The following is a 20,029-nucleotide window of genomic DNA, read 5'->3' on the forward strand; positions in this document are numbered from 1 at the left end:
TACCTTTTCGGACTGGATGATGATAAGCTTCAAATTAATTGAGAAGGAGACACAAATAATGTCAAACCAAAAAACTACATTTCGCACAGAAGACTCACGGAAATTAATTGAGTCCGCTAGATTATCGGCTGCCCCGTTGAAGGCTGTTATCGGCACGTTGTTTAAGCTCGAATCGGAGCATCGAGAAGTATCAGTTAACCGTCAAACCAATGAGCGCACTGTGCGTGATGTTGTTGATGTGCGCACGCTCAATAGTCAATTGTTACCAGTTGGTACGATGCTGCAGATCAAGATGAAGAACGTCAAGCCCTTATTGTCAAAGGAAGATCAACAGTCGTTGTTGTTGGGGGCGATTCAAGCTGTTGTAGGCTTCGAGGATATTATGTATTGGTCGATTGGTAACAATGAAGGGTTGACTGCATCAAGCATGTTTATTACCGATATCTCACTCCAGGATGCCATCGGAGTGGCAATTGAATAAGAATGCTTAATATTCCTAAATGGGCAAAAGTTGAAATTAATGGATATTCCTACGATCCAACACCCATGCCAGTATTAACTAGCTTGTTATTAGCACTAGAACTAATTCCATTATTGTTGATATTCTTGATCGGAACTTTGTTAAAAATTGATCAAATTTTTAACAACATTGCTTTTTTCGGTCTTGCTATCCAATTCTTGATCACAGATCGTAAGAGGTTAATGATTAAGTTTTTTGGAGACTATCAAATTAATAAGTTAATCAATAGTGCGGGAATAGCGGACTATCGGACTAATAGTCGTGGGCAAAAAATAATTGTTAGATCTGTAATTCTGACATTCTTTTTCTTCGAAAACAGTGGTGGGATTGAATTGAAGATAGACCCCAATGGTATTGCGAATTCAAAAAAATGTGCCGAATTGGCACAAGATATTTCGTTAGCTTTTAAGTGTTCAGCTTTTTTGAAAAAAACTGATTATAATGGCTATACATATGTACTGACATATCCTATTGACTATGGAGTAAACGAAGATGAATTTTAAAATTAGCATAACGCCAGATGCTACTTTTGACATGCGAAAATCACCGCATATTCTTGTTTCCGGCGTGACTGGGTCTGCTAAAAGTACTGCATTAATGGGAATTAATTTAAGAGCGATGACTAGCAAGGGGACTGTTGAAGAACGGGGGCCATGTGTGCTCTCGTTTTTTATTGACCCAAAAAATGCTGAATTTAGTCGTTTGAACGAGTTTCTTGATAATGGTAATAAGAGAGTCGTTACAACATCAACTATGGCAGCTAAGTTACTGCGGATAACTTGCGAAAATATGGAATCCCGTTATCGTTACATGAATGCGAATTTTGGCGGTGATTTCTCAACCGTGATTAGAGACGGGAAAGTCTATCGAACTGTCCTAATCACAATTGACGAATTAGCTAGCTTGTTGCTGGATAAGAAGACCAGGGACGAAATATTGAGCTATATGGCTAAATTGCTGTTGCTTGGGCGTCAAGCTGGTTTCTTCCTCTGTTTAGGCATGCAGCGACCAGATGCTACTTCGTTTCCACGCCAGTTGTCATTGGAGTGTAATACACGAATCCTAATGCGTCCCAATAGTGCTGACAATGACTCTAAACGAATGCTATATCCATTTGTTGACCCTAAGCAACTGCCAATTACGGCTGATTACATTGGTAACGGCTTGATTTTCGCTGAAGGCAATGACTGGCAGGTACCGCATCCATTTGTATTACCTAACTACATGGCACTAGACATTCCAAATGTAATTCGCCACATTGAGAGCAATATTAATCCGAACTGGTTTATTGATGAAACAGACTACTGGCAGTGGATCTAGTCGCCGACAGACTGACAGCCCTGGGGCTGTCAAGTGGAACGCGTCTGAGCTTGGCGTTCGGCGTTAAAAAGGTCAAAGTCAAACTGTAAAAACTGTGTCAGCCAGCATTGTTAAGCCATTCTGGGCTTGTTATTAATGGCTTAACTCAAGTGTGCAAACTGTGCAAGGAAGGAGGAGTTAAATGGACGACACTGAAGACAACTTAGAAGTAGAAATTAAAGAGCCAAGAGCTAGACAATTCATGGTTGTTCAACAGCTTTCGAAGTTGCCGTATCCTGTTGATAACCTATTTCAAATTCTGGAAGAATCAGCTGTACCCGAGTGGGCATATATTGTACATGAAGGAGAGCCTAGCAGCAAGGAGGATCAAGAAACTGTTGAACCGCATGTTCATGTTGTTTTAAAATTTCCTAACCCTCAAACTATTTCCCGAATTTCTTCTTTATTAAAGGTCGAGCCCCAATACGTTCAAATCTGGAAGGGGAGAATTAATAATGCATACAGCTACCTAATTTATGCCACACGTGGAGCTTCTGAAACTAAAAAGAGCTATGATCCGAAAGATGTAGTTGCATCCTTTGATTTTGAAAAAAGATTTCAAAAATTCAGCGAAGGGTAAATGATCAAGATATCAACTAATGGCTGGAATCATTTGCGAATGAAGAAATTGACCGAAATGAATTGTTAAAAAAATATTGGTAATTTCGAGTTTGCCAAAAAATTGGACACAATCAACAGAATCCAGCAGTTGATAGACAAGAATAGACACCAAGCATGGGTTAAGGAATTTGAAGGCCAAAAAACTGAAACAATCTGGATATATGGGCCAGCTGGAGCGGGTAAAACTCGCAAAGCGGTTGAATTCGCTAAAAACAGTGGAAAACTGTATATTATCTTAGGAAGTTCAAACGATTATTTTCAAGAATATGAAAGTGACAAACACTTTGTAATTCTGGACGATTTGCGGCCTCAAGACTTTAAATACAGTGATTTATTGCGAATACTAGACCCGTATCAGCATGACGTATACGCTCCTCGAAGATATCACAATGCGCCTTTAAACATTGAAAATTGTGTGATCACAACGCCATATTCACCAATTGCTTTTTATAAGTATTGTGACGTTATTGATAAAAGAGTTGACACATATGAACAGTTGAGAAGAAGGATTTCAAAAATCATTAAGATGTAAGGCAGGAGGGAGATTATGTTTGGGACTGAATTATTAAACGCCAGGCAGATGGCTGATGAATTGGGAATTAGTTACACGTATTTTTTTAAGCTAATCAAAAACGGGTGTCCATACCACCAACTCACGGAGCAGGGCCGGAAATATTATCTGCCAGCAGAAGTTAAACAATGGCTGACCTCTCGGGGAAATCAAGCCTAAAAAGTGTGGAAGCATGGTATACTTTATGTAGCTACCATGCTTTTGTTTTTTCAATTACAAAGGAGAAAAAACAATGGCAGTAACTTTAATGGAAAAAGGCAGACATGCAGGCATGTGGAAGGTTCGTGTTCAGCCACGAGATAAAAATGGTGCTCGGATTTCTGTGCCTACACAGTATGTTGAAGGAACTAAGAAGGATGCTGAAAAATTAGAGCGGAAACTGTTGGTAGAAGCTGAAGAAGCGGTATATGACAATTATGACGCTAAAAAGGCATCTCTTTCTGAATCTTTGGAGCGTTATATTAAAAACGAGTCTGAATTAGGTCGCTGGGAATATGCAACCAAGAAAGACTGGAACTATACTTTAAAACTTGTTCAAAAGTATTTCGGTCAAACGAAACTAAGGGATATTGATGAAAAAGATATTCGTTGGTTTGCCAGAAAGTATGTTGCGGATCATGGAGTAACGGTAAGCAAAGACTCAACCGTAAGCAGACGTCTGCAGCATTTGAGACAGTTCTTTAAAGAAAATTCTATTCTTCCTAATCCAGTACCTGACAGGGCTTTGGCTAAGTTTTTTAGAAAAGGTGAATTCTCAGTAAAAAAAGAATCTTACATTTTTACTGATGAAGAAATTAGCCGGATTAAAGCTGAGGTCATGCTTGAAATTGAAAACATGAAAAGCCGTCCACAATTTTGGGGGACTAAGTTAATGATTCTTGTGGCTCTGTGTGGAACAGGTATGAGACCTTAAGAAATTCAAGTTTTGAAATGGTCACAGTTGATCGAAGAAAACGGTCATCATGTTTTTAAGATTTCTGACTCGTGGAATGAAAAGAATCGCCACTTAAATGGTCATTTGAAGAGCCGTCCTTCTGGGGAATCTAGATTAACGCTTCCTTTAGATGAAGATGTTTATAGGTTATTGATGGAGTTCCATGACCAGCAGAAGCAAATCTTGGAAGAGAAAAAAATTGTTGATCAAACTGATTATATTTTTCTGAATCTGACTGATTACAGGTTGGCAACTTTGGGAATCCCTATTGGCCAACAGAACACCAACATTGTTTTGAAACGGATTGTTAAACTGGTAGGAATTGATCATGATCCAAAGGATATCAGCATGTACAACTGTAGGCATACAGTTGCCTCTAAGGTCGCAGCAATTCCTCAAATGAACTATCCATGGGCAGCCTCTCGGCTCGGACACACGGTAGACATGTTTCTGAAGACCTATGTCCATGTTGATCCAGATAAAAACAAAGAGATGTTGGACCTTATTGGCAAATAGATGATTTCTGAGGGTCTGACACAGACTCTGACACAGGTTAAAAATTTAAGCTTCAAAAAGTCCTAGAGAATAGGCTTTTACAGTTAGTACCTAAATTCCAATAATTGGCACGCATCAGAAAGACCGCTAGATCAAAAGATCTGGCGGTCTTTTTCTATTTCCTTTTGAAATCGTAGTCGGTCCGGAAGACGAACTTGGCCGGCGTGCTGGCCTGTGGACAGAATTCATAGCCAAAGTCGGCAAAATTCTTGAGTTCTTCTGCATCCGTAACAGCTCTTTCGGCCATAAAGCGGACCATGTCCCCGCGGGACATCTTGGCGTGGATGCCAATGAAAGCCATGATTGTGGGCGTTTGAGCTGCCTCTTTCATGAGGGCGAAATTATGCTGGTTGTTCTCATAGTCTATTTGCCAGGCAGCATTGATCTTCTTGATCGCGCTCGTGTTGCCAGCTAGAACCGGCTTTTAGTAACAATAGACAAACGAGTGGCGGCTTGGTGGCGATTTTTTAATGAAAATGCCTATCTTCTTGGAAAAAATATTTTTCCGAGGTGCGTGACTAGGAGTCTGAATTCTACGATATAATAATCAATAAAAAGCACGTGATGAATTAGGGAGAGCCAAAAGATGAAATTTCCAGTCGAACAAATGACCTGGACCAGAGAGCCAGCGGACTTTATTATTTCAGATGACAAGATTGAGATCGTGACCAAGCCGCACACGGACTTGTGGCAACGGACCTACTACCATTTCCGCAATGACAACGCGCCAGTTTTGCAGCTGGCAAGCGATGACAAATTCTTTTCGTTCATCGTTAAAACCGACTTTGCCAGTCACCACCGCTTTGACCAGTGCGGGGTGGTCATGTATCTTGACAGCGAGAACTGGCTCAAGGGGTCAATTGAGTATGAGAATGACGCTTTCCAGCACTTGGGCAGCGTGGTGACCAACCATGGCTATTCGGACTGGGCCACGACAGAAATTCCGGCCACGGTCAAGTCAATGTGGTACCGGCTCAGCCGCAGGGAAGACGACTATTGCATCGAATGCTCAGAAGACGGCGTGACTTACAAGCAGATGCGGATCTGCCACATGCTGGAGGGAGGCGGGACGATTCGTTTTGGCATCTACGCCTGCAGTCCGGAGGATTCATCCTTTAAGGCCACGTTCAGCCAGCTGGAATTGACCGACTGCCAGTGGAAAAAGCATGACGGCCAAGCAGCCGATTCAGATTTAGAATAGAAAAATCCGTTCCCGGAACTTGGGAACGGATTTTTTGGTTAGTTCGCGAATGGATCTTGTCCTTTGCGGTACATGCTTTCAGACTGCATCTCACCGAAGGTTTCCAGGGAATCTGGCGTGGCATACAAGGCTTCTTTGGGGCTTAGGCCGTAGTGTTCGGAGAGATAGGCAGCGGGGGATTCGCCATATTTGTTGACGAAGCTGGTGAGCGTTTCCCCTTCAAACAGTGCTTGGTAGCCAGCAGGAGCATTGGAGCTGCTGGAGCTGCTGGAACTGGCGGCACTGCTTGAGCTGCTGGAACTAGTAGGACTGCTGGATGATGAACTGGCTTTTGAGCTGGCAGATGAGCTGCTATTTTTGACGGCACTTGACTGCTTGGCTGACTTTGGCTTTTTGGCCTGGCTGTTTTCCTTTGGAGCAGCTTTAGACTTGGAAGATGACTTGTGAGTGCTGGCCGTCTTGGATGACGAAGCTTGCCCAGTCGGCTTGGTCGAAGTCTGGCAGGCGGATAAGGTCAGGGCAGACAGACATGCTAAAGGGATCAGAATTTTTTTCATCTTGATGTACACTAAGATTCCTCCTGATTAATCTATTAATGACATGATTATTATAGCTTCTAAATTGAAAGCGGCCAAAGGGATGCTTATTTTTTGAAAAAGCTTATAATGATAGGCAAGAAAGCAGGTGGATTTGATGAATCGAAAGAACGCGCGCGACCTGCTCACGGTGCTGGCAGTGATGATCCTGTGTGCCTTTTTCACCAAAAGCCCCAAGATTTGGGGCAGCGTAATCATCCTGGCCATCCTGGGTTTAGTCTTTGACAACTTGCCGCGAGCCGGTCACTGAGTCAAATGGAAAGGACAAGAAACATGGAAGAAGATACGGTTTATCAACATGGGACTTTGGCGATGCTGATCTCGGGTCTGTTTGACGGGACGCTGCCGGTCAGCAGCCTGCTTGAGCACGGTGACTCCGGCATTGGCACCTGTGCGGGTTTGGACGGGGAAATGGTGGTTTTGGGCGGACACGCCTACACCATCCGCCGGGACGGCACGGTGGAAGAATTGGCCGGGGACGTAACCGTGCCCTTTGCCTGCGTCCACTTTGATGAGGTGAAAAATTTTCAGTCGATCACCAATTTATCTGTGGATGATCTAGAAGCCAAAATTCTCCAGGAAAATTCCCGCAACGTCTTTTTTGCGGTCAAGATCACTGGAACTTTTGCCAAGATGACGACCCGGACTGTCTTTAAGCAAGAAAAGCCTTACCCTGGCCTAGTCGAAGTAGCCGACCAGCAGGCTATTTTTACGGGAGAAGACACCAAAGGCACTGTCATCGGCTACTACGCGCCCGACCTTTACCAAGGCGTGGCCTCAAGTGGCTTTCACCTTCATTATTTGAGCGATAATCACCAGCTGGGCGGTCACATCCTGGACATGGCGGTTAAAGACGGGGAACTGACCATCCAGCCCTTCGTCAATTTCAACCTCCATTTGCCAGTAGATAATGCTGACTTTTTTAAAAAGCGTATCGACACTGACCAGCTAAATGCCCAGATTCGCCAAGCAGAGCACTAGAATGGAATTTTTATGAAGGAAAAAATCAAGCAATCCCTCAGCCAGCTGAAGACGACCCTGCCAGCCTTGTTCTTGGCCTTTAATGACCGAGAAACGCCGATTTTGGCTAAAATCCTGGCCTTTTTGACCATTGCCTATGCCTTGTCGCCGATTGACCTGATTCCCGATTTCATCCCGGTATTAGGCTATTTAAACGATGCCGTCATTTTGCCCCTCTTAGCGGCCCTCAGCATCAAACTGATTCCCCAGCCCGTTTGGAAGCGGTGCTTAGAAAAGAGCCGCGGCATGTGGGAGCAGGGCAAGCCCAAGAAATGGTACTACGCTTTGCCGATTATTATTTTCTGGCTATTGATTATTTGGCTGATTGCGAAAGCCGTCATTAGCACAAATGATAGCAAAATAAACTCCTAAGGAAACTTAGGAGTTTATTTTTTTCGCTAAAAGAATTGAAAAAATACGGAAAAAGCAAAAATATACCCAAATTTATCGAAAATATCGCAGAACTAATGAAAACTTTTTAATTATTCACCCGAATGCTATACGTGCACAGTATTGAGGTAATCGCTTAAACGTGTTTTTGCAATCGAATGAAAATTAAATAAGAGTGTGGTATTGTATATTTGGAATGCTTGCAAGGATATAAGCGGAGATGATCATTCGATTTCAGCTATAAAAATAAGCGAAAAATCAGATAAAATCTGATTTCATGCTTAAAAAATGCTTTTTTGAGAAAATTCATTTTTTATACTGAAATTGTGCACGAAACAGCTTATAATGTAAGTGGGCAAAAAACGCTTACAGCGTTTTAGCAGAGAAATTTGCTGTTTTTATATATTTAAGTGATATTTTAGAGAAAGTGGGGTAAGAAATGGACGAGCTAGAGCAACATTTGCAGAATTTTGCGGCCGGCGATGACCTGTACCTGCATCTGTACTTGGGCTGCCACAAGCAAGGGGACTCCCATGTCTTCCGCGTGTGGGCACCGCATGCCCAGCAGGTTTGGCTAGTTGGCGATTTTAATAATTGGGAGAAAACTTTGCCAATGGCCAAAAACAGTTACGGCGTTTGGGAAACCGCAACTGCTGATGCCAGACCAGGACAGCTTTACAAGTTCTTAGTCAAGCAGGCTGATGGCAAAGAAGTCATGAAATTTGACCCAGTAGCCCTTGAATATGAACCGCGTCCCGGCAACGCAGCCGTAATTTCAGATTTGCCAATAAAGCACTGGACTGATGGAGCATGGTTTGGCTGGCACAAGCGGTCAAATCACTTTGCCCGGCCAATCAATATCTACGAGGTTCACGTCAATTCCTGGAAGCAGCATGAAGACGGCAGTCTTTATACCTTAAAGGACCTGCAACAGGAACTCATTCCTTATGTTAAAGAGCAAGGCTTCAACTACATTGAATTCCTGCCTTTAACGGCGCACCCACTAGATGCGTCATGGGGTTACCAGACGACTGGCTACTTTGCCTTAGAGCGGGCTTACGGAGAGCCGCGAGATCTGCAAGATTTCGTGGAAGCCTGCCACAAGGAAAATATTGGGGTCTTGGCCGACTGGGTTCCTGGGCACTTTTGCATCAATAATGATGCCTTGGCCTACTATGACGGCACGCCAACTTACGAATTTGAAGAAGGCTGGCGGGCGCAAAATAAGGGCTGGGGGGCCTTGAACTTTGACCTGGGCAAGCCGCAAGTGCAGTCTTTCTTGTTGTCCAGCGCCCTGTTTTGGCTGGAATACTACCACCTGGACGGGTTAAGAGTCGATGCAGTATCCAACATGCTGTACCGCGACTATGACCGGGGCCCAGGCGAGTGGAAGCCAGACCAATATGGTGGCAACCGCAACATTGAAGGCATTGAATTTTTGCACAAGTTCAACAAAGTCATCAAGGGGATGCACCCAGAATGCCTGTTAATTGCCGAAGAAAGTTCTTCCCAAGTCAAGATTACGGGCCGCGTTGAGGATGGCGGTCTCGGCTTTGACTACAAGTGGAATATGGGCTGGATGAACGATGAATTGCGCTTTTACTCAATGGATCCGCTCTTTAGAAAGGACAATTTCGACCTGTCGACCTTCTCCTTTATGTACCGGATGAGTGAAAACTTTATCTTGCCACTGTCCCACGACGAAGTCGTTCATGGCAAGCGCAGCTTGATGAACAAGATGTTTGGCGACCGGCCTGACCAGTTTGCCCAACTTCGTAACTTGAACACTATGCTGATGACTTATCCAGGCAAGAAGCTTTTGTTCATGGGCGGGGAATTTGGTCAATACATCGAATGGCGCTACAACGAAGGCCTGGTATGGTCCTCTTTAGATGATGAGCTAAACGCCAAGATGCTGAAGTTCAACCGCGACTTGAACCACTTCTACCTGAATGAGCCAGCCTTGTGGCAGCTCGAGCAAGAAGAGCGCTCAGTTGAAATTATCGATGCCGACAACCGTGATCAGTCAGTCTTGTCCTTTATCAGACAAGGCAAGGTAAGACATGACTTTGTCATCGTCTTGCTCAACTTTACGCCAGTTGAAAGAAAAGGGTTTAAGGTTGGCGTGCCATATGCAGGCACCTACCAAGAAGCCTTAAACAGCTCACGCAGTGAATATGGCGGTGATTGGACCGCGAAACCACAAACGATGACTGCCGAAGAGAAAAAGTTTAAGAATTTTGACTACCAAATTTCTGTTGACCTACCGGGCTTCAGTGCCATGATTCTTAAGCCAGAGAAAGTAGTTATCAAGAGAAGGCGTACTAAAAAGGCTAAACAGGTTAAAAGCAAATAGTCGTTAGTACAGATAATGTGAAGAGATAAAGTAGAGAAGGATTTTTATTATGAGTACAAAAATGCTAGGTCTAATCCTGGCCGGGGGCAAGGGGACCCGGCTTGGCAAATTAACTGCAAATCAGGCTAAGCCAGCCGTGCCATTTGGCGGCCGTTACCGGATTATCGACTTCCCGCTGAGCAACTGCGCAAATTCAGGCGTCCGCAACGTCGGCGTTATCACCCAATATGAACCATTGAAATTGAACAATCACATCGGTAATGGTTCAAGCTGGGGGCTTGACGGGCTGAACTCTAGTGCCACTATCTTGCAGCCATATACCGACAACGGCGGCAGCAAGTGGTTTGAAGGGACGGCTCACGCCATCTACCAAAACATTGACTACATTGACAGCCAAGACCCAGAATACGTTTTGATCCTGTCAGGTGACCACATCTACAAGATGGACTATGCCGACATGCTGGAACAACACGAAAAGAACCATGCTTCTTTGACGGTTGCCGTTATTGATGTGCCATGGGATGAAGCACCGCGCTTTGGGATCATGAACACCGACTCCAGCGGCCGGATCATCGAATTTGAAGAAAAGCCAGCTGAACCAAAGAGCAACCACGCTTCCATGGGGATCTACATCTTCAATTGGAAGCGCCTGAGAGAAGTCTTGACTGCCGGCTTTGCTACGGCTGACGACATGGTCGACTTTGGGAAGAACGTTATTCCTTACTACTTAAAGAGTGACGAAAGAGTCTTCTCATACCAATTCTCCGGCTACTGGAAGGACGTTGGTACGATCGACTCCCTCTGGCAAGCCAACATGGAATTCTTGGATGGGTCAGACGGCTTAGACTTAGACGACCGCAGCTGGCGGATCTACTCCAAGAACACCATTGACGCTCCGCAAATGATTACTGAAGACGCTGAAGTCAAGAACTCCATGATCGTGGACGGTTGCTACATCGATGGCAAGATCGAACACTCAATCATTTCTGCTAACGTTGACGTCCAAAAGGGGTCAGAAATCGTTGACTCCGTCATCATGCCTGGTGCCAAGATCGGCAAGAACGTTAAGATCCACAAGGCAATCGTTGGCGAAAACGCAATTATCGGCAGCAACTCAGTGGTTGCAGAAGAAGATGGCAAGATTGCCGTAGTTGGCAATGGTGAAAAGATCGGAGTGTTACCAAATGAAAACAAGTAAGATGTGCGCAATTTTTAGCAACCAGCACGAATACAGCCAATTAAAGCCTTTGACGGATGAAAGAGCCCTGTCAACTCTTTACTTCGCCGGCAAGTACCGCTTGATGGACTTTGCCCTGTCCAGCATCGTCAACGCGGGCATCAACCACATTTACACCTTAATCAGCCAAGAAAAGGTTAGATCCTACCTGGACCACCTTGGCGGGGGCAAGGAATGGGGCTTAGACACGATTGGTGCCTACGAATACCTGGACTTTTACCAAAACTTGATGCAGCGCCGGGCAAGAGGGGAAGAATATTTTAACGATTTGATCCTCTTTTTGAAGACCTGCAAGATGCCTTACACAGTCTTCATCGGCAACAAGATGGCTGCCAACTTTGACTTGCAAGCCATCTTGCACTTCCACCAATCAAATGGCGGTCACATCACTACTGTCTTCAAGCGCGTTGAAAAGGGCAACCTGGCATCAGACGACCACGCCTTTATCTTGAGCGATGGCAATGTGGTCGTTGACCAAGATGAAGCCATCGACCTGAGCGAAGAAGGCCCATACAACCTGGCTACCAATGTCTACGTGATGGACACTGACTGGCTGATCCACCAACTGGAAAAGGCCCAAAAGAGCAGCTTGGCTTACGACGTTGCTGAACGCTTGGCCTACTTGTCAGTGAAGGAAAAGGCTAGTGCTTATGAATACACTGGCTACTTAAGAAACATCCATGACGTAAACAGCTACTACCAAGCCAACATGGACATGCTGGACAAGGACAAGCGCGACTCACTGCTTTACGGCAGCCAAAAGATCATCACCCGGATCAGAAACGAAGTTGGCACTTATTACGACAAGGACTCTGACGTCAAGAGCACCTTGATCGCTACTGGCTGCAAGGTCAAAGGTGAAGTCAAGAACTGCGTTGTTTCTAGAAGAGTCGGCTTCGCCAAGGACAGCACGACTAAGAACTCCGTGATCATGGCCAACTGCCGGATCAAGAGCGGGGCTGACGTAGAATACGCCATCTTGGACAAGAACGTAGTCGTCGAAAAGGGCGTAACCGTGAAGGGCAAGCCTGACACGCCAGTAGTCATCAAGAAGGGCACTGTCGTTGATAAGGACTTCGTTTTGGAATAAGTAGGAGGATGAATCGTGAGAATCTTATTTGTTGGTGCTGAATGTGCACCTTTCTTTAAGACTGGCGGCTTGGGCGATGTTTTAGGCGCCTTGCCTAATCAATTGGCTAAAGATGGCGACGAAGTAGCAGTTGCTCTGCCACTTTACCAAGACATGCCAGAAGAATACCGTGAACAACTGGAATTCCAAGGCGACTTTTACGTGCCAGTTGGCTGGCGCAACCAAAACTGCGGCGTGTTGACCCTGGAAAGAAATGGGGTTAAGTACTTCTTTATCGACAACGAGTACTACTTCAAGCGCCCAGGCATCTATGGCTACTACGACGATGGCGAGCGCTATGCCTTCTTCCAGCAGGCAGTCATCATGATGATGGAACGCTACAACTTCATTCCAGATGTCTTGCACTGCAACGACTACCACACTTCCTTTATACCATTCCTCTTGCGGGAAAAGTGGGGCTTCGTTGACGCCTACCGCGGCATCAAGACGGTTTTGACTATCCACAACCTGGAATTCCAAGGCAAGTATGATGCCAAGACCCTGCCAAACTTCTTTGGCCTAGGTTATGAATGGTTTGACAACGGTACGGTTCGCTTCAACAACGACGTCAACTGGATGAAGACCGGGATCTTGTACGCTGATAAGGTAACCACGGTTAGCCCATCTTACGCAAACGAAATTCAAACGCCGGAATTTGGCCAAGGCCTTGATGGCATCTTGAGAGACGTCAACTACAAGCTGGTCGGCATCTTGAACGGGATTGACTTTGAAAAGTACAACCCAGCAACTGACCCGGTCATCAGAGTTCGCTACGATGTCAACCACTTGAAGCACAAGCGCCGCGACAAGACCGACCTGCAAAAGCAAGTGGGCCTGGAAGCTGCACCGACTACGCCGCTCATCGGGATGGTTACCCGCTTGACTGCACAAAAGGGCTGCCAGCTGCTTTTGGAAGAACTCGACAACATCTTGCAGTTTGACGTCCAAGTAGTCTTGCTCGGCAACGGGGACCAATACTTTGAACATGCCTTAAGCGACATTGCCAGCCGCCACCCAGACAAGTTCAAGCTGATCCTGGCCTTTGACGTGAACCTGGCTCAAAAGATCTACGCCGGGGCTGACGCCTTCTTAATGCCATCTGCCTTTGAGCCATGCGGCTTGTCCCAATTGATTGCTCTGCGCTACGGTACTTTGCCAATTGTTCACCAAATTGGCGGCTTGGCTGATACGGTTTGGATCTATGACAAGACCAAGAACGAAGGCGACGGCTTTGGCTTCCGCGAATTCAGCGGCTACCAAATGGTTGAAGCCATCAAGAAGATGCTTGAGCTCTACCACGAAAAGGAAAAGTGGGCTAAGGCGCAAAGAACGGCCATGCGGTCCGACTTCTCTTGGAAGAATTCCGCAAGCAAGTACCAATGGATGTACGGCGAATTACTTGGATAGATATAGATAAGGAAGACAAAAATGACTTTAAGCAAATCAGCAAGCACCAGCACGATTGGCGTTAAGGAATTTAAGGAACGGCTTGAATCCAAGCTCGGCCGCCACTTTGAAGAAAGCGTAGAAGAAGCTTCTAAGGAAGACGTCTTTGCTGCTTTGGTTTCAATTGTGCAAGATGGCTACTCCAGCAAGTGGCGCAGAACCAGAATTGCTGAAACGACCAACAACCACAAGCAAGTCTACTACTTCTCAATCGAATTTTTGCCTGGGACTTTGCTCAAGAGCAACCTGCTCAACTTGGGTTGGCTGGATACGGCTAAGGAAGCCCTGGCTGAATACGGCCTGGACTTAGACGAAATTGCCTCAGCAGAACCAGACATGGCCCTGGGTAATGGTGGTCTTGGCCGCTTGGCTGCCGCCTTCATGGATTCTTTAGCTTCAACTGGCTATGCCGGCAACGGTAACGGCATTCGCTACAAGTACGGCCTCTTCAAGCAAAAGTTCGTTAACGGCTATCAAAGAGAATTGCCAAACGACTGGCTGAAGCAGGGCGACTACTGGGAAGTTCGCCGGGAAAGCAAGTCTGTACCAGTTTACTTCGGCGGCCATGTCAACATGGTTGACGACCATGGCTGGATGACCCCGCAATACGAAGGCTGCGATGTAGTTCGCGCTGTTCCTTATGACGTCGCCCTGGTTGGCTACCACAACGGCGTGACCAACACTTTGCGCCTGTGGGATGCAGAAATCGCTCCAGAAGACGAATTAAAGTATCCATCTATTGAAGACCGGCGCAAGGTAGAAGACTTGACTTCCATTCTTTACCCAGACGACTCCAGCTATGAAGGCAAGCTTTTGCGGCTGAAGCAAGAATACTTCTTCGTTTCTGCAGGTCTGCAAAGCATCTTAAACAACTTCATCAAGGACTACGGCGAAGAAGAACTGAAGAACTTGCCTAAGTACGTTGCCGTTCACATCAACGACACTCACCCAGCCATGTGCGTGGCTGAACTGATGCGGCTTTTGGTTGACCGGGAACGGATGGACTGGGATGAAGCTTGGGAAGTAACGCAAAAGGTAATGAGCTACACCAACCACACCATCATGGCTGAAGCCATGGAAAAATGGGACCTGGGCATGTTTGGCCAACTTTTGCCACGTTTGATCGAAATCATCCAAGAAATCGACCGCCGCTACGTCTTGTCTCTTGAAGGCAAGGTTTCAGGCGATGTCATCCAAAGAACTCGGATCATCCAAAACAACCAAGTGCACATGGCTCACCTGGCCATCATTGGCTCTCACTCAGTCAACGGGGTGGCAGCTCTGCACACTCAGCTTCTGGAAACCGAAGTTTTGAAAGACTTCTACCTGCTCTTCCCAGACCGCTTCAACAACAAGACCAACGGGATCACTTTAAGACGGTGGATCCAATTGGCCAACCCAGAACTGGCCAAGCTCTTGGACGACACCATCGGGACCAAGTGGCGCTTTAACAGCAAGGAAATGCTGAAATTTGAAAAGTACTACCACGACACCAAGGTTTTGGCCAAGCTGCAAGCCATCAAGCTAGACAACAAGAAGAAGCTGGCCAAGGTCATCAAGGACAGAACTGGCGTCACCGTTGACCCAGAAGCTATCTTTGACGTTCAAGTCAAGAGACTGCATGCTTACAAGCGGCAAACCTTGAAGCTCCTTCACGTTTTGAAGCTGTACCAAGATTTGAAGGCTGGCATCGACCACCCAAAGCGGGTTGTCATCTTTGGTGCCATCGCTGCGCCAAGCTACGTCTTTGCTAAGCAAGTCATCAAGGTGATCAATGCCGTAGCTGACCTGGTTAACAACGACCCAGCCATCAAGGGCAAGCTGAAGGTTGTCTTCCTGGAAAACTACAACGTTTCTCTGGCTGAACAAATTATCCCAGCTGCTGACCTCAGTGAACAAATCTCCACGACTACCAAGGAAGCCAGCGGTACCAGCAACATGAAGCTGATGGCTAATGGGGCTTTGACCGTGGCCACCATGGACGGGGCCAACATTGAAATCAAGGACGCCGTTGGCGAAGAAAACATTTTTGCCTTCGGTCTTGATAAGGATGAAGTTTACAGCTACTACGCTAACCACAACTACCACCCAAGAGACCTTTACGAAAGCGACCCAGTTTTGAAGAAGGCAGTTGATGCCTTGATCGACGGCACGATTCCTAACTGCGCTGGCGAAGGCCGGGCCCTTTACGACAACTTCTTGGGCGACAACGAACAATTCCTGGTTTTGGCCGACTTTGAAGCCTATCTGAAGGCCCAAAAGGAAGCTGAAAAGACTTGGGCTAACAAGCGCCAATGGGCACAAATGAGCCTGGTCAACATCGCTCACTCAGAACGCTTTGACGCAGACAAGACTATTGAACGCTATGCTAAGGAAATCTGGCACTTAGATCCAGTTGAAATTGACGCTGAAAAGGCACGGTAAGCATGAAAGTCACTTTTAAATCCTGGGATCAGCGTTACAAGAGTCCTTTTGGCGCCATCCAGGCCAATACCGAAGTTACCTGGTCGGTAAAAGTTGAAGAAGAAATCCAAGAAGTCACCTTATGGCTGACCAAGGTCAATGAAGACGCGGTTGCCTATCCTCTGTCTTATAATTCAGACACCGAGATGTATGAAACCAGTGTCAAGATCGGGTCTTCTGGTCTTTACTACTACTACTTCAACGTCAAGCAAAACGACCAGTACTACTTCTTGCAAAGAAGCCAAGACGGCTTTGGCGATGGGGAAATCACCCAAGACAATACCGACCTGCGGACCTTCCAGCTGACTTGCTACGACCGGACGGTGCCGCAAGCGCCTTGGTATACCCAGGGCGTGGTCTACCAGATTTTTCCAGACCGCTTCAACAACGGCAACCCTAACGGCGAGATTACAGGAAGAAAAAAGGACAGTTTTATCTACGCAACGAAGAAAGACAGTCCTTACTACATTAAAGATGAGCGAGGCGACATTGCCCGTTGGGACTTTTTTGGCGGTAACCTTGAAGGCATTAGGCAAAAAATTCCCTACCTCAAGCAATTGGGCGTAACGGCAATCTACTTGAACCCCATTTTCTTAGCTTCTAGCAACCACCGCTATGACACCCAAGATTTCTTGCAGATTGATCCCATGCTGGGGACTGAGGAAGATTTTAAAAAGCTTGTTCACGACCTGCACCAAAACAAGATTGCCTTGATCTTGGACGGGGTCTTCAACCACGTTGGGGCTGACAGCAAGTACTTTTTAGAAGCGATTAACGATAAAAACAGCAAGTATTTCTCCTGGTTCAACTTTATTCATTATCCCGACAAGTACCAGTCCTGGTGGGGCGTAACTACCCTGCCAGAAGTCAACAAGCACAACAAGGACTATCAAGACTTTATCTGCGGTCCTAAGGGCGTTTTGGCCAAGTGGACCCGGATGCATGTTGACGGCTGGCGTTTGGACGTGGCCGACGAACTCCCAATGCAGATGCTGCGCGAAATCAGAGAGCGCCTGCAAAATGAAGACTGCCACGTCTTGATTGGGGAAGTGTGGGAGGATGCCTCTCACAAGTTCGTCAACAGTGAGTTCCGGACCTACATGGCTGGGGACAACTTGACGGGGACGATGAATTATCCAATCAGAAACTTCATCATTGACCTCTTGCAGGCCAAGAATGAAGAAGACGAACTGTCAGCTTTGAACGACTTGGAGAAACTGGTAGAAAACTATCCTAAAGCCTTTTTGGAAAACTGCATGAACAATATTGGCACTCACGATACGCCAAGAATCAAGACGGTTTTGGGAGGCGATGAGGATCTGGTATCCTTGGCCTTTGGCCTGCTCTTCTCTGTACCGGGCGTACCTTGCGTTTACTACGGGGATGAAGCTGGCCTTGAAGGGGACAAGGACCCTGACAACCGCCGCTACTTCCCATGGGGCGAGGAGAGTCAGCTTTTGGAAAGAAAGGTTGCTAGACTAGCTTCCTTGCGCAAGCAAAACCCAGCCTTGGTAAACGGCAAGGTCGGCTTTGTGAAGATCGTCTTTGGCATCAATGCCTTGGTCAGATATAATAAAAAGGAAGTTGTAGTTTACTGCTACAACAAGACCGATCAGGACGTGATCCTGGATGCCGGTGAATTTCAAACTTACTGCCTGCCAGAAGAGATTGCTGAACTGGTAAGTGATATACTTGATCAGGAAAGCCTATTAAAAAAGTCAGATATGCATAAAACATTTCTGATCGCGAAGAAATAAGAGAATGTAAAGGAAAATAAGATGAACGCAAAAGAAAGCTTTGAACAATGGAAGAATGCGGCCTTGCCAGAAGACTTGGCTGAGCAAATGGCCGAACTTGGCTCAGACGAAAAGTGGATCGAAGACGCTTTTGGTCAAGACATCAACTTTGGGACGGCCGGGATGCGGGGGCTCCTGGAACCAGGGACCAACCGGATCAACCTTTTCACGGTTGGCCGGGTAACTGAAGGCTTGGCCCGCCTCATTGACGAAAACGGGGAAGAGGCTAAGAAGCGCGGTGTCGTAATTTCATTTGACTCCCGCTACAACTCCCGGGAACTGGCTACTCACGCTGCCCGCGTATTGGGTGCCCACGGCATTCACGTTTACCTCTTTGATGACCTGCGCCCAACGCCAGAATTGTCTTTTGCCGTTCGCTACCTGCACACCTTTGCCGGGATCAACATTACTGCTTCTCACAATGCCAAGCAGTATAACGGCTACAAGGCCTACGGCGAAGACGGTGCCCAAATGGGTCCAGAAAATGCTGACCGTCTTTTTGCCTATGCGCAAAAGGTTGACGACATCTTCAGCGTAGAAGCAGCTCCAGTTAAGGAGCTGCGCGCTAATGGCACTTTGCAACTGATCGGTGAAGACGTAGACGAAGCTTACCTGGCAAAGCTTGACACGGTTAACGTGAACAAGGAAATGATCAAGGAAAATGCTGACAAGCTGAAGATCGTTTACACGCCGTTGCACGGTACTGGTAAGATGCTTTACGACCGGGCTTTCCGCCGCGGTGGCTTTACCAATGTGGTCCCAGTGCCAAGTCAAGCCATTGTTGACCCAGAATTCCCAACTTGCAAAAAGCCTAACCCAGAATTTAGAGATGTCTTCAACCCAGGCGTAGAACTGGCCAACGAAATCGGTGCTGATATGATCGTTGCCACCGACCCAGACGCTGACCGAATGGGCGCTTGCGTTAGAACTGACAAGGGCGACTTCCAAGTCTTGACTGGGAACCAAATCGCCACTTTGATGTCTTACTACTTGCTGCAAAACTTGAAGGACTCAGGCAAGTTGACGCCAGATTACGAAATCGTAACCTCCATCGTTTCAAGTGCGTTGCCATTCAAGATTGCCAAGGACTTCGGCATCAAGACCAAGTCAGTTTTGACTGGCTTCAAGTACATCGGTGAAGAAGTTGACCGCATGAACAAGGAAGGCGACGGCAAGTTCCTGATGGGCTTTGAAGAAAGCTACGGCTACTTGTTCCAAGCCTTTGCCCGTGACAAGGACGCGATGCAAGGGGCCTTGATGTTCTTTGAAGTTGCTTGCTACTACGCTTCTCGCGGCATGACGGTCTTTGACGGCTTGCAAGAAATCTGGAAGAAGTACGGCGTTGCCTACGAAATCACCCGGGCAATCGAAATGCCAGGGATCGGCGGCCAAAAGAAGATGGCTGAACTGATGAGCAAGCTGCGCAGCGAACGCCTCAGCGAAATCAACGGTGCCAAGGTCTTGAAGATCGAAGACTACCAAGAACAAGTAACGGTTGAAGATGGCAAGGAAACGCCACTTACTGGCTTCCCGAAGTCAAACGTCTTGAAGTACTTCTTGGATGACGAAAGCTGGGTTGCCTTGCGGCCATCTGGTACCGAACCAGTTATCAAGGCTTATGTCGGCGTTAACAAGAAGGATCTTGCAACTGCCGAAAAGGCTGCTGAAAGCTACCAAGACGCCATCAGCGAGCTTTTGAAGTAGGAGATAGGAAAACTATCATCAGCGGCTTAAAGAGCTTAAAACAGCGATTTTAAGCCGAAGAAAAAGGACTGCATTTGCAGTCCTTTTTTTGATGGTAATTTTTGTTTTTAACTTAAATTTACTTTTGCCCA

At 46.5% G+C, this 20,029-nt stretch carries 21 protein-coding genes; 19 read left to right on the plus strand and 2 right to left on the minus strand.

From position 1 onward, the window contains the following. From FC20_RS06030 to FC20_RS06065, 8 genes are all read left to right on the plus strand, one after another. On the plus strand, positions 1-481 hold a 481-nt coding region (locus FC20_RS06030), incomplete at its 5' end, for a hypothetical protein (protein ID WP_056945339.1). A 2-nt stretch (positions 482-483) separates the two neighbouring features. Beyond that, positions 484-1,023 carry a hypothetical protein gene (locus FC20_RS06035; protein ID WP_008460734.1) on the plus strand — a complete coding sequence of 180 codons (540 nt, stop codon included), beginning with the start codon at positions 484-486 and terminating at the stop codon, positions 1,021-1,023. After that, a complete protein-coding gene (locus FC20_RS06040; RefSeq protein ID WP_008460737.1) occupies positions 1,013-1,840 on the plus strand; it encodes an FtsK/SpoIIIE domain-containing protein in 828 nt (275 codons plus the stop codon). The genes FC20_RS06035 and FC20_RS06040 overlap by 11 nt, the downstream gene beginning before the upstream one ends. Before the next feature lie 181 nt (positions 1,841-2,021). After that, positions 2,022-2,459 (plus strand): Rep family protein, encoded by a 438-nt coding sequence (locus tag FC20_RS06045; protein WP_008460740.1) that lies wholly within the window; start codon positions 2,022-2,024, stop codon positions 2,457-2,459. A gap of 129 nt (positions 2,460-2,588) precedes the next feature. Beyond that, positions 2,589-3,032 (plus strand): P-loop NTPase family protein, encoded by a 444-nt coding sequence (locus tag FC20_RS06050; protein ID WP_162254725.1) that lies wholly within the window; start codon positions 2,589-2,591, stop codon positions 3,030-3,032. Between the two features lie 15 nt (positions 3,033-3,047). Further along, the gene (locus FC20_RS06055) at positions 3,048-3,230 is read left to right on the plus strand and encodes a helix-turn-helix transcriptional regulator (protein WP_008460742.1); all 183 of its coding nucleotides are present in this window, start codon (positions 3,048-3,050) and stop codon (positions 3,228-3,230) included. A 73-nt stretch (positions 3,231-3,303) separates the two neighbouring features. Next, positions 3,304-3,984, plus strand: coding sequence for a site-specific integrase (locus FC20_RS06060; RefSeq protein ID WP_008460743.1), 681 nt, complete (start codon positions 3,304-3,306; stop codon positions 3,982-3,984). Positions 3,985-4,011: 27 nt separating this feature from the next. Continuing rightward, entirely contained in the window at positions 4,012-4,521 is a 510-nt protein-coding gene (locus FC20_RS06065) for a tyrosine-type recombinase/integrase (protein ID WP_155859256.1), read from the plus strand. A 154-nt stretch (positions 4,522-4,675) separates the two neighbouring features. Here the strand turns inward: FC20_RS06065 and yaaA are convergent, their stop codons facing one another. Then, complete coding sequence (gene yaaA / locus FC20_RS06070) at positions 4,676-4,861, minus strand: peroxide stress protein YaaA (RefSeq protein WP_008460745.1); 186 nt, start codon at positions 4,859-4,861, stop codon at positions 4,676-4,678. A gap of 285 nt (positions 4,862-5,146) precedes the next feature. Here yaaA and FC20_RS06075 point away from each other — a divergent pair, with 285 nt between their 5' ends. Next, on the plus strand, positions 5,147-5,761 hold the full coding sequence (locus FC20_RS06075; protein WP_008460746.1) for a DUF1349 domain-containing protein: 615 nt from the start codon (positions 5,147-5,149) through the stop codon (positions 5,759-5,761). Positions 5,762-5,799: 38 nt separating this feature from the next. On the opposite strand, the gene FC20_RS06080 is transcribed toward FC20_RS06075, so the two are convergent. After that, positions 5,800-6,330: a hypothetical protein gene (locus FC20_RS06080; protein ID WP_008460747.1), complete on the minus strand. Its 531-nt coding sequence runs from the start codon at positions 6,328-6,330 to the stop codon at positions 5,800-5,802. A 124-nt stretch (positions 6,331-6,454) separates the two neighbouring features. On the opposite strand from FC20_RS06080, the gene FC20_RS10350 reads away from it, so the two are divergent. The 10 genes from FC20_RS10350 (at position 6,455) to FC20_RS06125 (ending at position 19,898) form a co-directional block, all read left to right on the plus strand. Beyond that, complete coding sequence (locus FC20_RS10350; RefSeq protein ID WP_008460748.1) at positions 6,455-6,607, plus strand: hypothetical protein; 153 nt, start codon at positions 6,455-6,457, stop codon at positions 6,605-6,607. A 23-nt stretch (positions 6,608-6,630) separates the two neighbouring features. Beyond that, positions 6,631-7,338 (plus strand): acetolactate decarboxylase, encoded by a 708-nt coding sequence (gene budA / locus FC20_RS06085; RefSeq protein ID WP_008460749.1) that lies wholly within the window; start codon positions 6,631-6,633, stop codon positions 7,336-7,338. Positions 7,339-7,350: 12 nt separating this feature from the next. Then, on the plus strand, positions 7,351-7,749 hold the full coding sequence (locus FC20_RS06090; RefSeq protein WP_008460750.1) for a YkvA family protein: 399 nt from the start codon (positions 7,351-7,353) through the stop codon (positions 7,747-7,749). A 457-nt stretch (positions 7,750-8,206) separates the two neighbouring features. Beyond that, complete coding sequence (glgB, locus tag FC20_RS06095) at positions 8,207-10,123, plus strand: 1,4-alpha-glucan branching protein GlgB (protein WP_008460751.1); 1,917 nt, start codon at positions 8,207-8,209, stop codon at positions 10,121-10,123. Positions 10,124-10,172: 49 nt separating this feature from the next. Next, on the plus strand, positions 10,173-11,321 hold the full coding sequence (locus FC20_RS06100; RefSeq protein WP_008460753.1) for a glucose-1-phosphate adenylyltransferase: 1,149 nt from the start codon (positions 10,173-10,175) through the stop codon (positions 11,319-11,321). Next, entirely contained in the window at positions 11,308-12,450 is a 1,143-nt protein-coding gene (gene glgD / locus FC20_RS06105; RefSeq protein WP_039943435.1) for a glucose-1-phosphate adenylyltransferase subunit GlgD, read from the plus strand. The genes FC20_RS06100 and glgD overlap by 14 nt, the downstream gene beginning before the upstream one ends. Before the next feature lie 15 nt (positions 12,451-12,465). Then, complete coding sequence (gene glgA / locus FC20_RS06110) at positions 12,466-13,896, plus strand: glycogen synthase GlgA (RefSeq protein WP_008460755.1); 1,431 nt, start codon at positions 12,466-12,468, stop codon at positions 13,894-13,896. A 21-nt stretch (positions 13,897-13,917) separates the two neighbouring features. Next, positions 13,918-16,359, plus strand: a complete 2,442-nt coding sequence (locus FC20_RS06115) for a glycogen/starch/alpha-glucan phosphorylase (RefSeq protein WP_008460756.1) — start codon at positions 13,918-13,920, stop codon at positions 16,357-16,359. A gap of 2 nt (positions 16,360-16,361) precedes the next feature. Further along, a complete protein-coding gene (locus FC20_RS06120; protein ID WP_008460757.1) occupies positions 16,362-18,155 on the plus strand; it encodes a glycoside hydrolase family 13 protein in 1,794 nt (597 codons plus the stop codon). A 21-nt stretch (positions 18,156-18,176) separates the two neighbouring features. Next, positions 18,177-19,898 (plus strand): phospho-sugar mutase, encoded by a 1,722-nt coding sequence (locus tag FC20_RS06125; RefSeq protein WP_008460758.1) that lies wholly within the window; start codon positions 18,177-18,179, stop codon positions 19,896-19,898. Positions 19,899-20,029 lie beyond the last annotated feature (131 nt).

Origin of the sequence: Lactobacillus equicursoris DSM 19284 = JCM 14600 = CIP 110162, assembly GCF_001434815.1 — a bacterium.
Taxonomy (GTDB): domain Bacteria; phylum Bacillota; class Bacilli; order Lactobacillales; family Lactobacillaceae; genus Lactobacillus; species Lactobacillus equicursoris.

Bases quoted from the DNA above. Each gene is read 5' to 3' on its own strand.
- FC20_RS06035 (WP_008460734.1), top strand. From the start codon at position 484: ATGCTTAATATTCCTAAATGGGCAAAAGTTGAAATTAATGGATATTCC.
- FC20_RS06040 (WP_008460737.1), top strand. From the start codon at position 1,013: ATGAATTTTAAAATTAGCATAACGCCAGATGCTACTTTTGACATGCGA.
- FC20_RS06045 (WP_008460740.1), top strand. From the start codon at position 2,022: ATGGACGACACTGAAGACAACTTAGAAGTAGAAATTAAAGAGCCAAGA.
- FC20_RS06055 (WP_008460742.1), top strand. From the start codon at position 3,048: ATGTTTGGGACTGAATTATTAAACGCCAGGCAGATGGCTGATGAATTG.
- FC20_RS06060 (WP_008460743.1), top strand. From the start codon at position 3,304: ATGGCAGTAACTTTAATGGAAAAAGGCAGACATGCAGGCATGTGGAAG.
- yaaA (WP_008460745.1), bottom strand. From the start codon at position 4,861: ATGGCTTTCATTGGCATCCACGCCAAGATGTCCCGCGGGGACATGGTC.
- FC20_RS06075 (WP_008460746.1), top strand. From the start codon at position 5,147: ATGAAATTTCCAGTCGAACAAATGACCTGGACCAGAGAGCCAGCGGAC.
- FC20_RS10350 (WP_008460748.1), top strand. From the start codon at position 6,455: ATGAATCGAAAGAACGCGCGCGACCTGCTCACGGTGCTGGCAGTGATG.
- budA (WP_008460749.1), top strand. From the start codon at position 6,631: ATGGAAGAAGATACGGTTTATCAACATGGGACTTTGGCGATGCTGATC.
- FC20_RS06090 (WP_008460750.1), top strand. From the start codon at position 7,351: ATGAAGGAAAAAATCAAGCAATCCCTCAGCCAGCTGAAGACGACCCTG.
- glgB (WP_008460751.1), top strand. From the start codon at position 8,207: ATGGACGAGCTAGAGCAACATTTGCAGAATTTTGCGGCCGGCGATGAC.
- FC20_RS06100 (WP_008460753.1), top strand. From the start codon at position 10,173: ATGAGTACAAAAATGCTAGGTCTAATCCTGGCCGGGGGCAAGGGGACC.
- glgD (WP_039943435.1), top strand. From the start codon at position 11,308: ATGAAAACAAGTAAGATGTGCGCAATTTTTAGCAACCAGCACGAATAC.
- FC20_RS06115 (WP_008460756.1), top strand. From the start codon at position 13,918: ATGACTTTAAGCAAATCAGCAAGCACCAGCACGATTGGCGTTAAGGAA.
- FC20_RS06120 (WP_008460757.1), top strand. From the start codon at position 16,362: ATGAAAGTCACTTTTAAATCCTGGGATCAGCGTTACAAGAGTCCTTTT.
- FC20_RS06125 (WP_008460758.1), top strand. From the start codon at position 18,177: ATGAACGCAAAAGAAAGCTTTGAACAATGGAAGAATGCGGCCTTGCCA.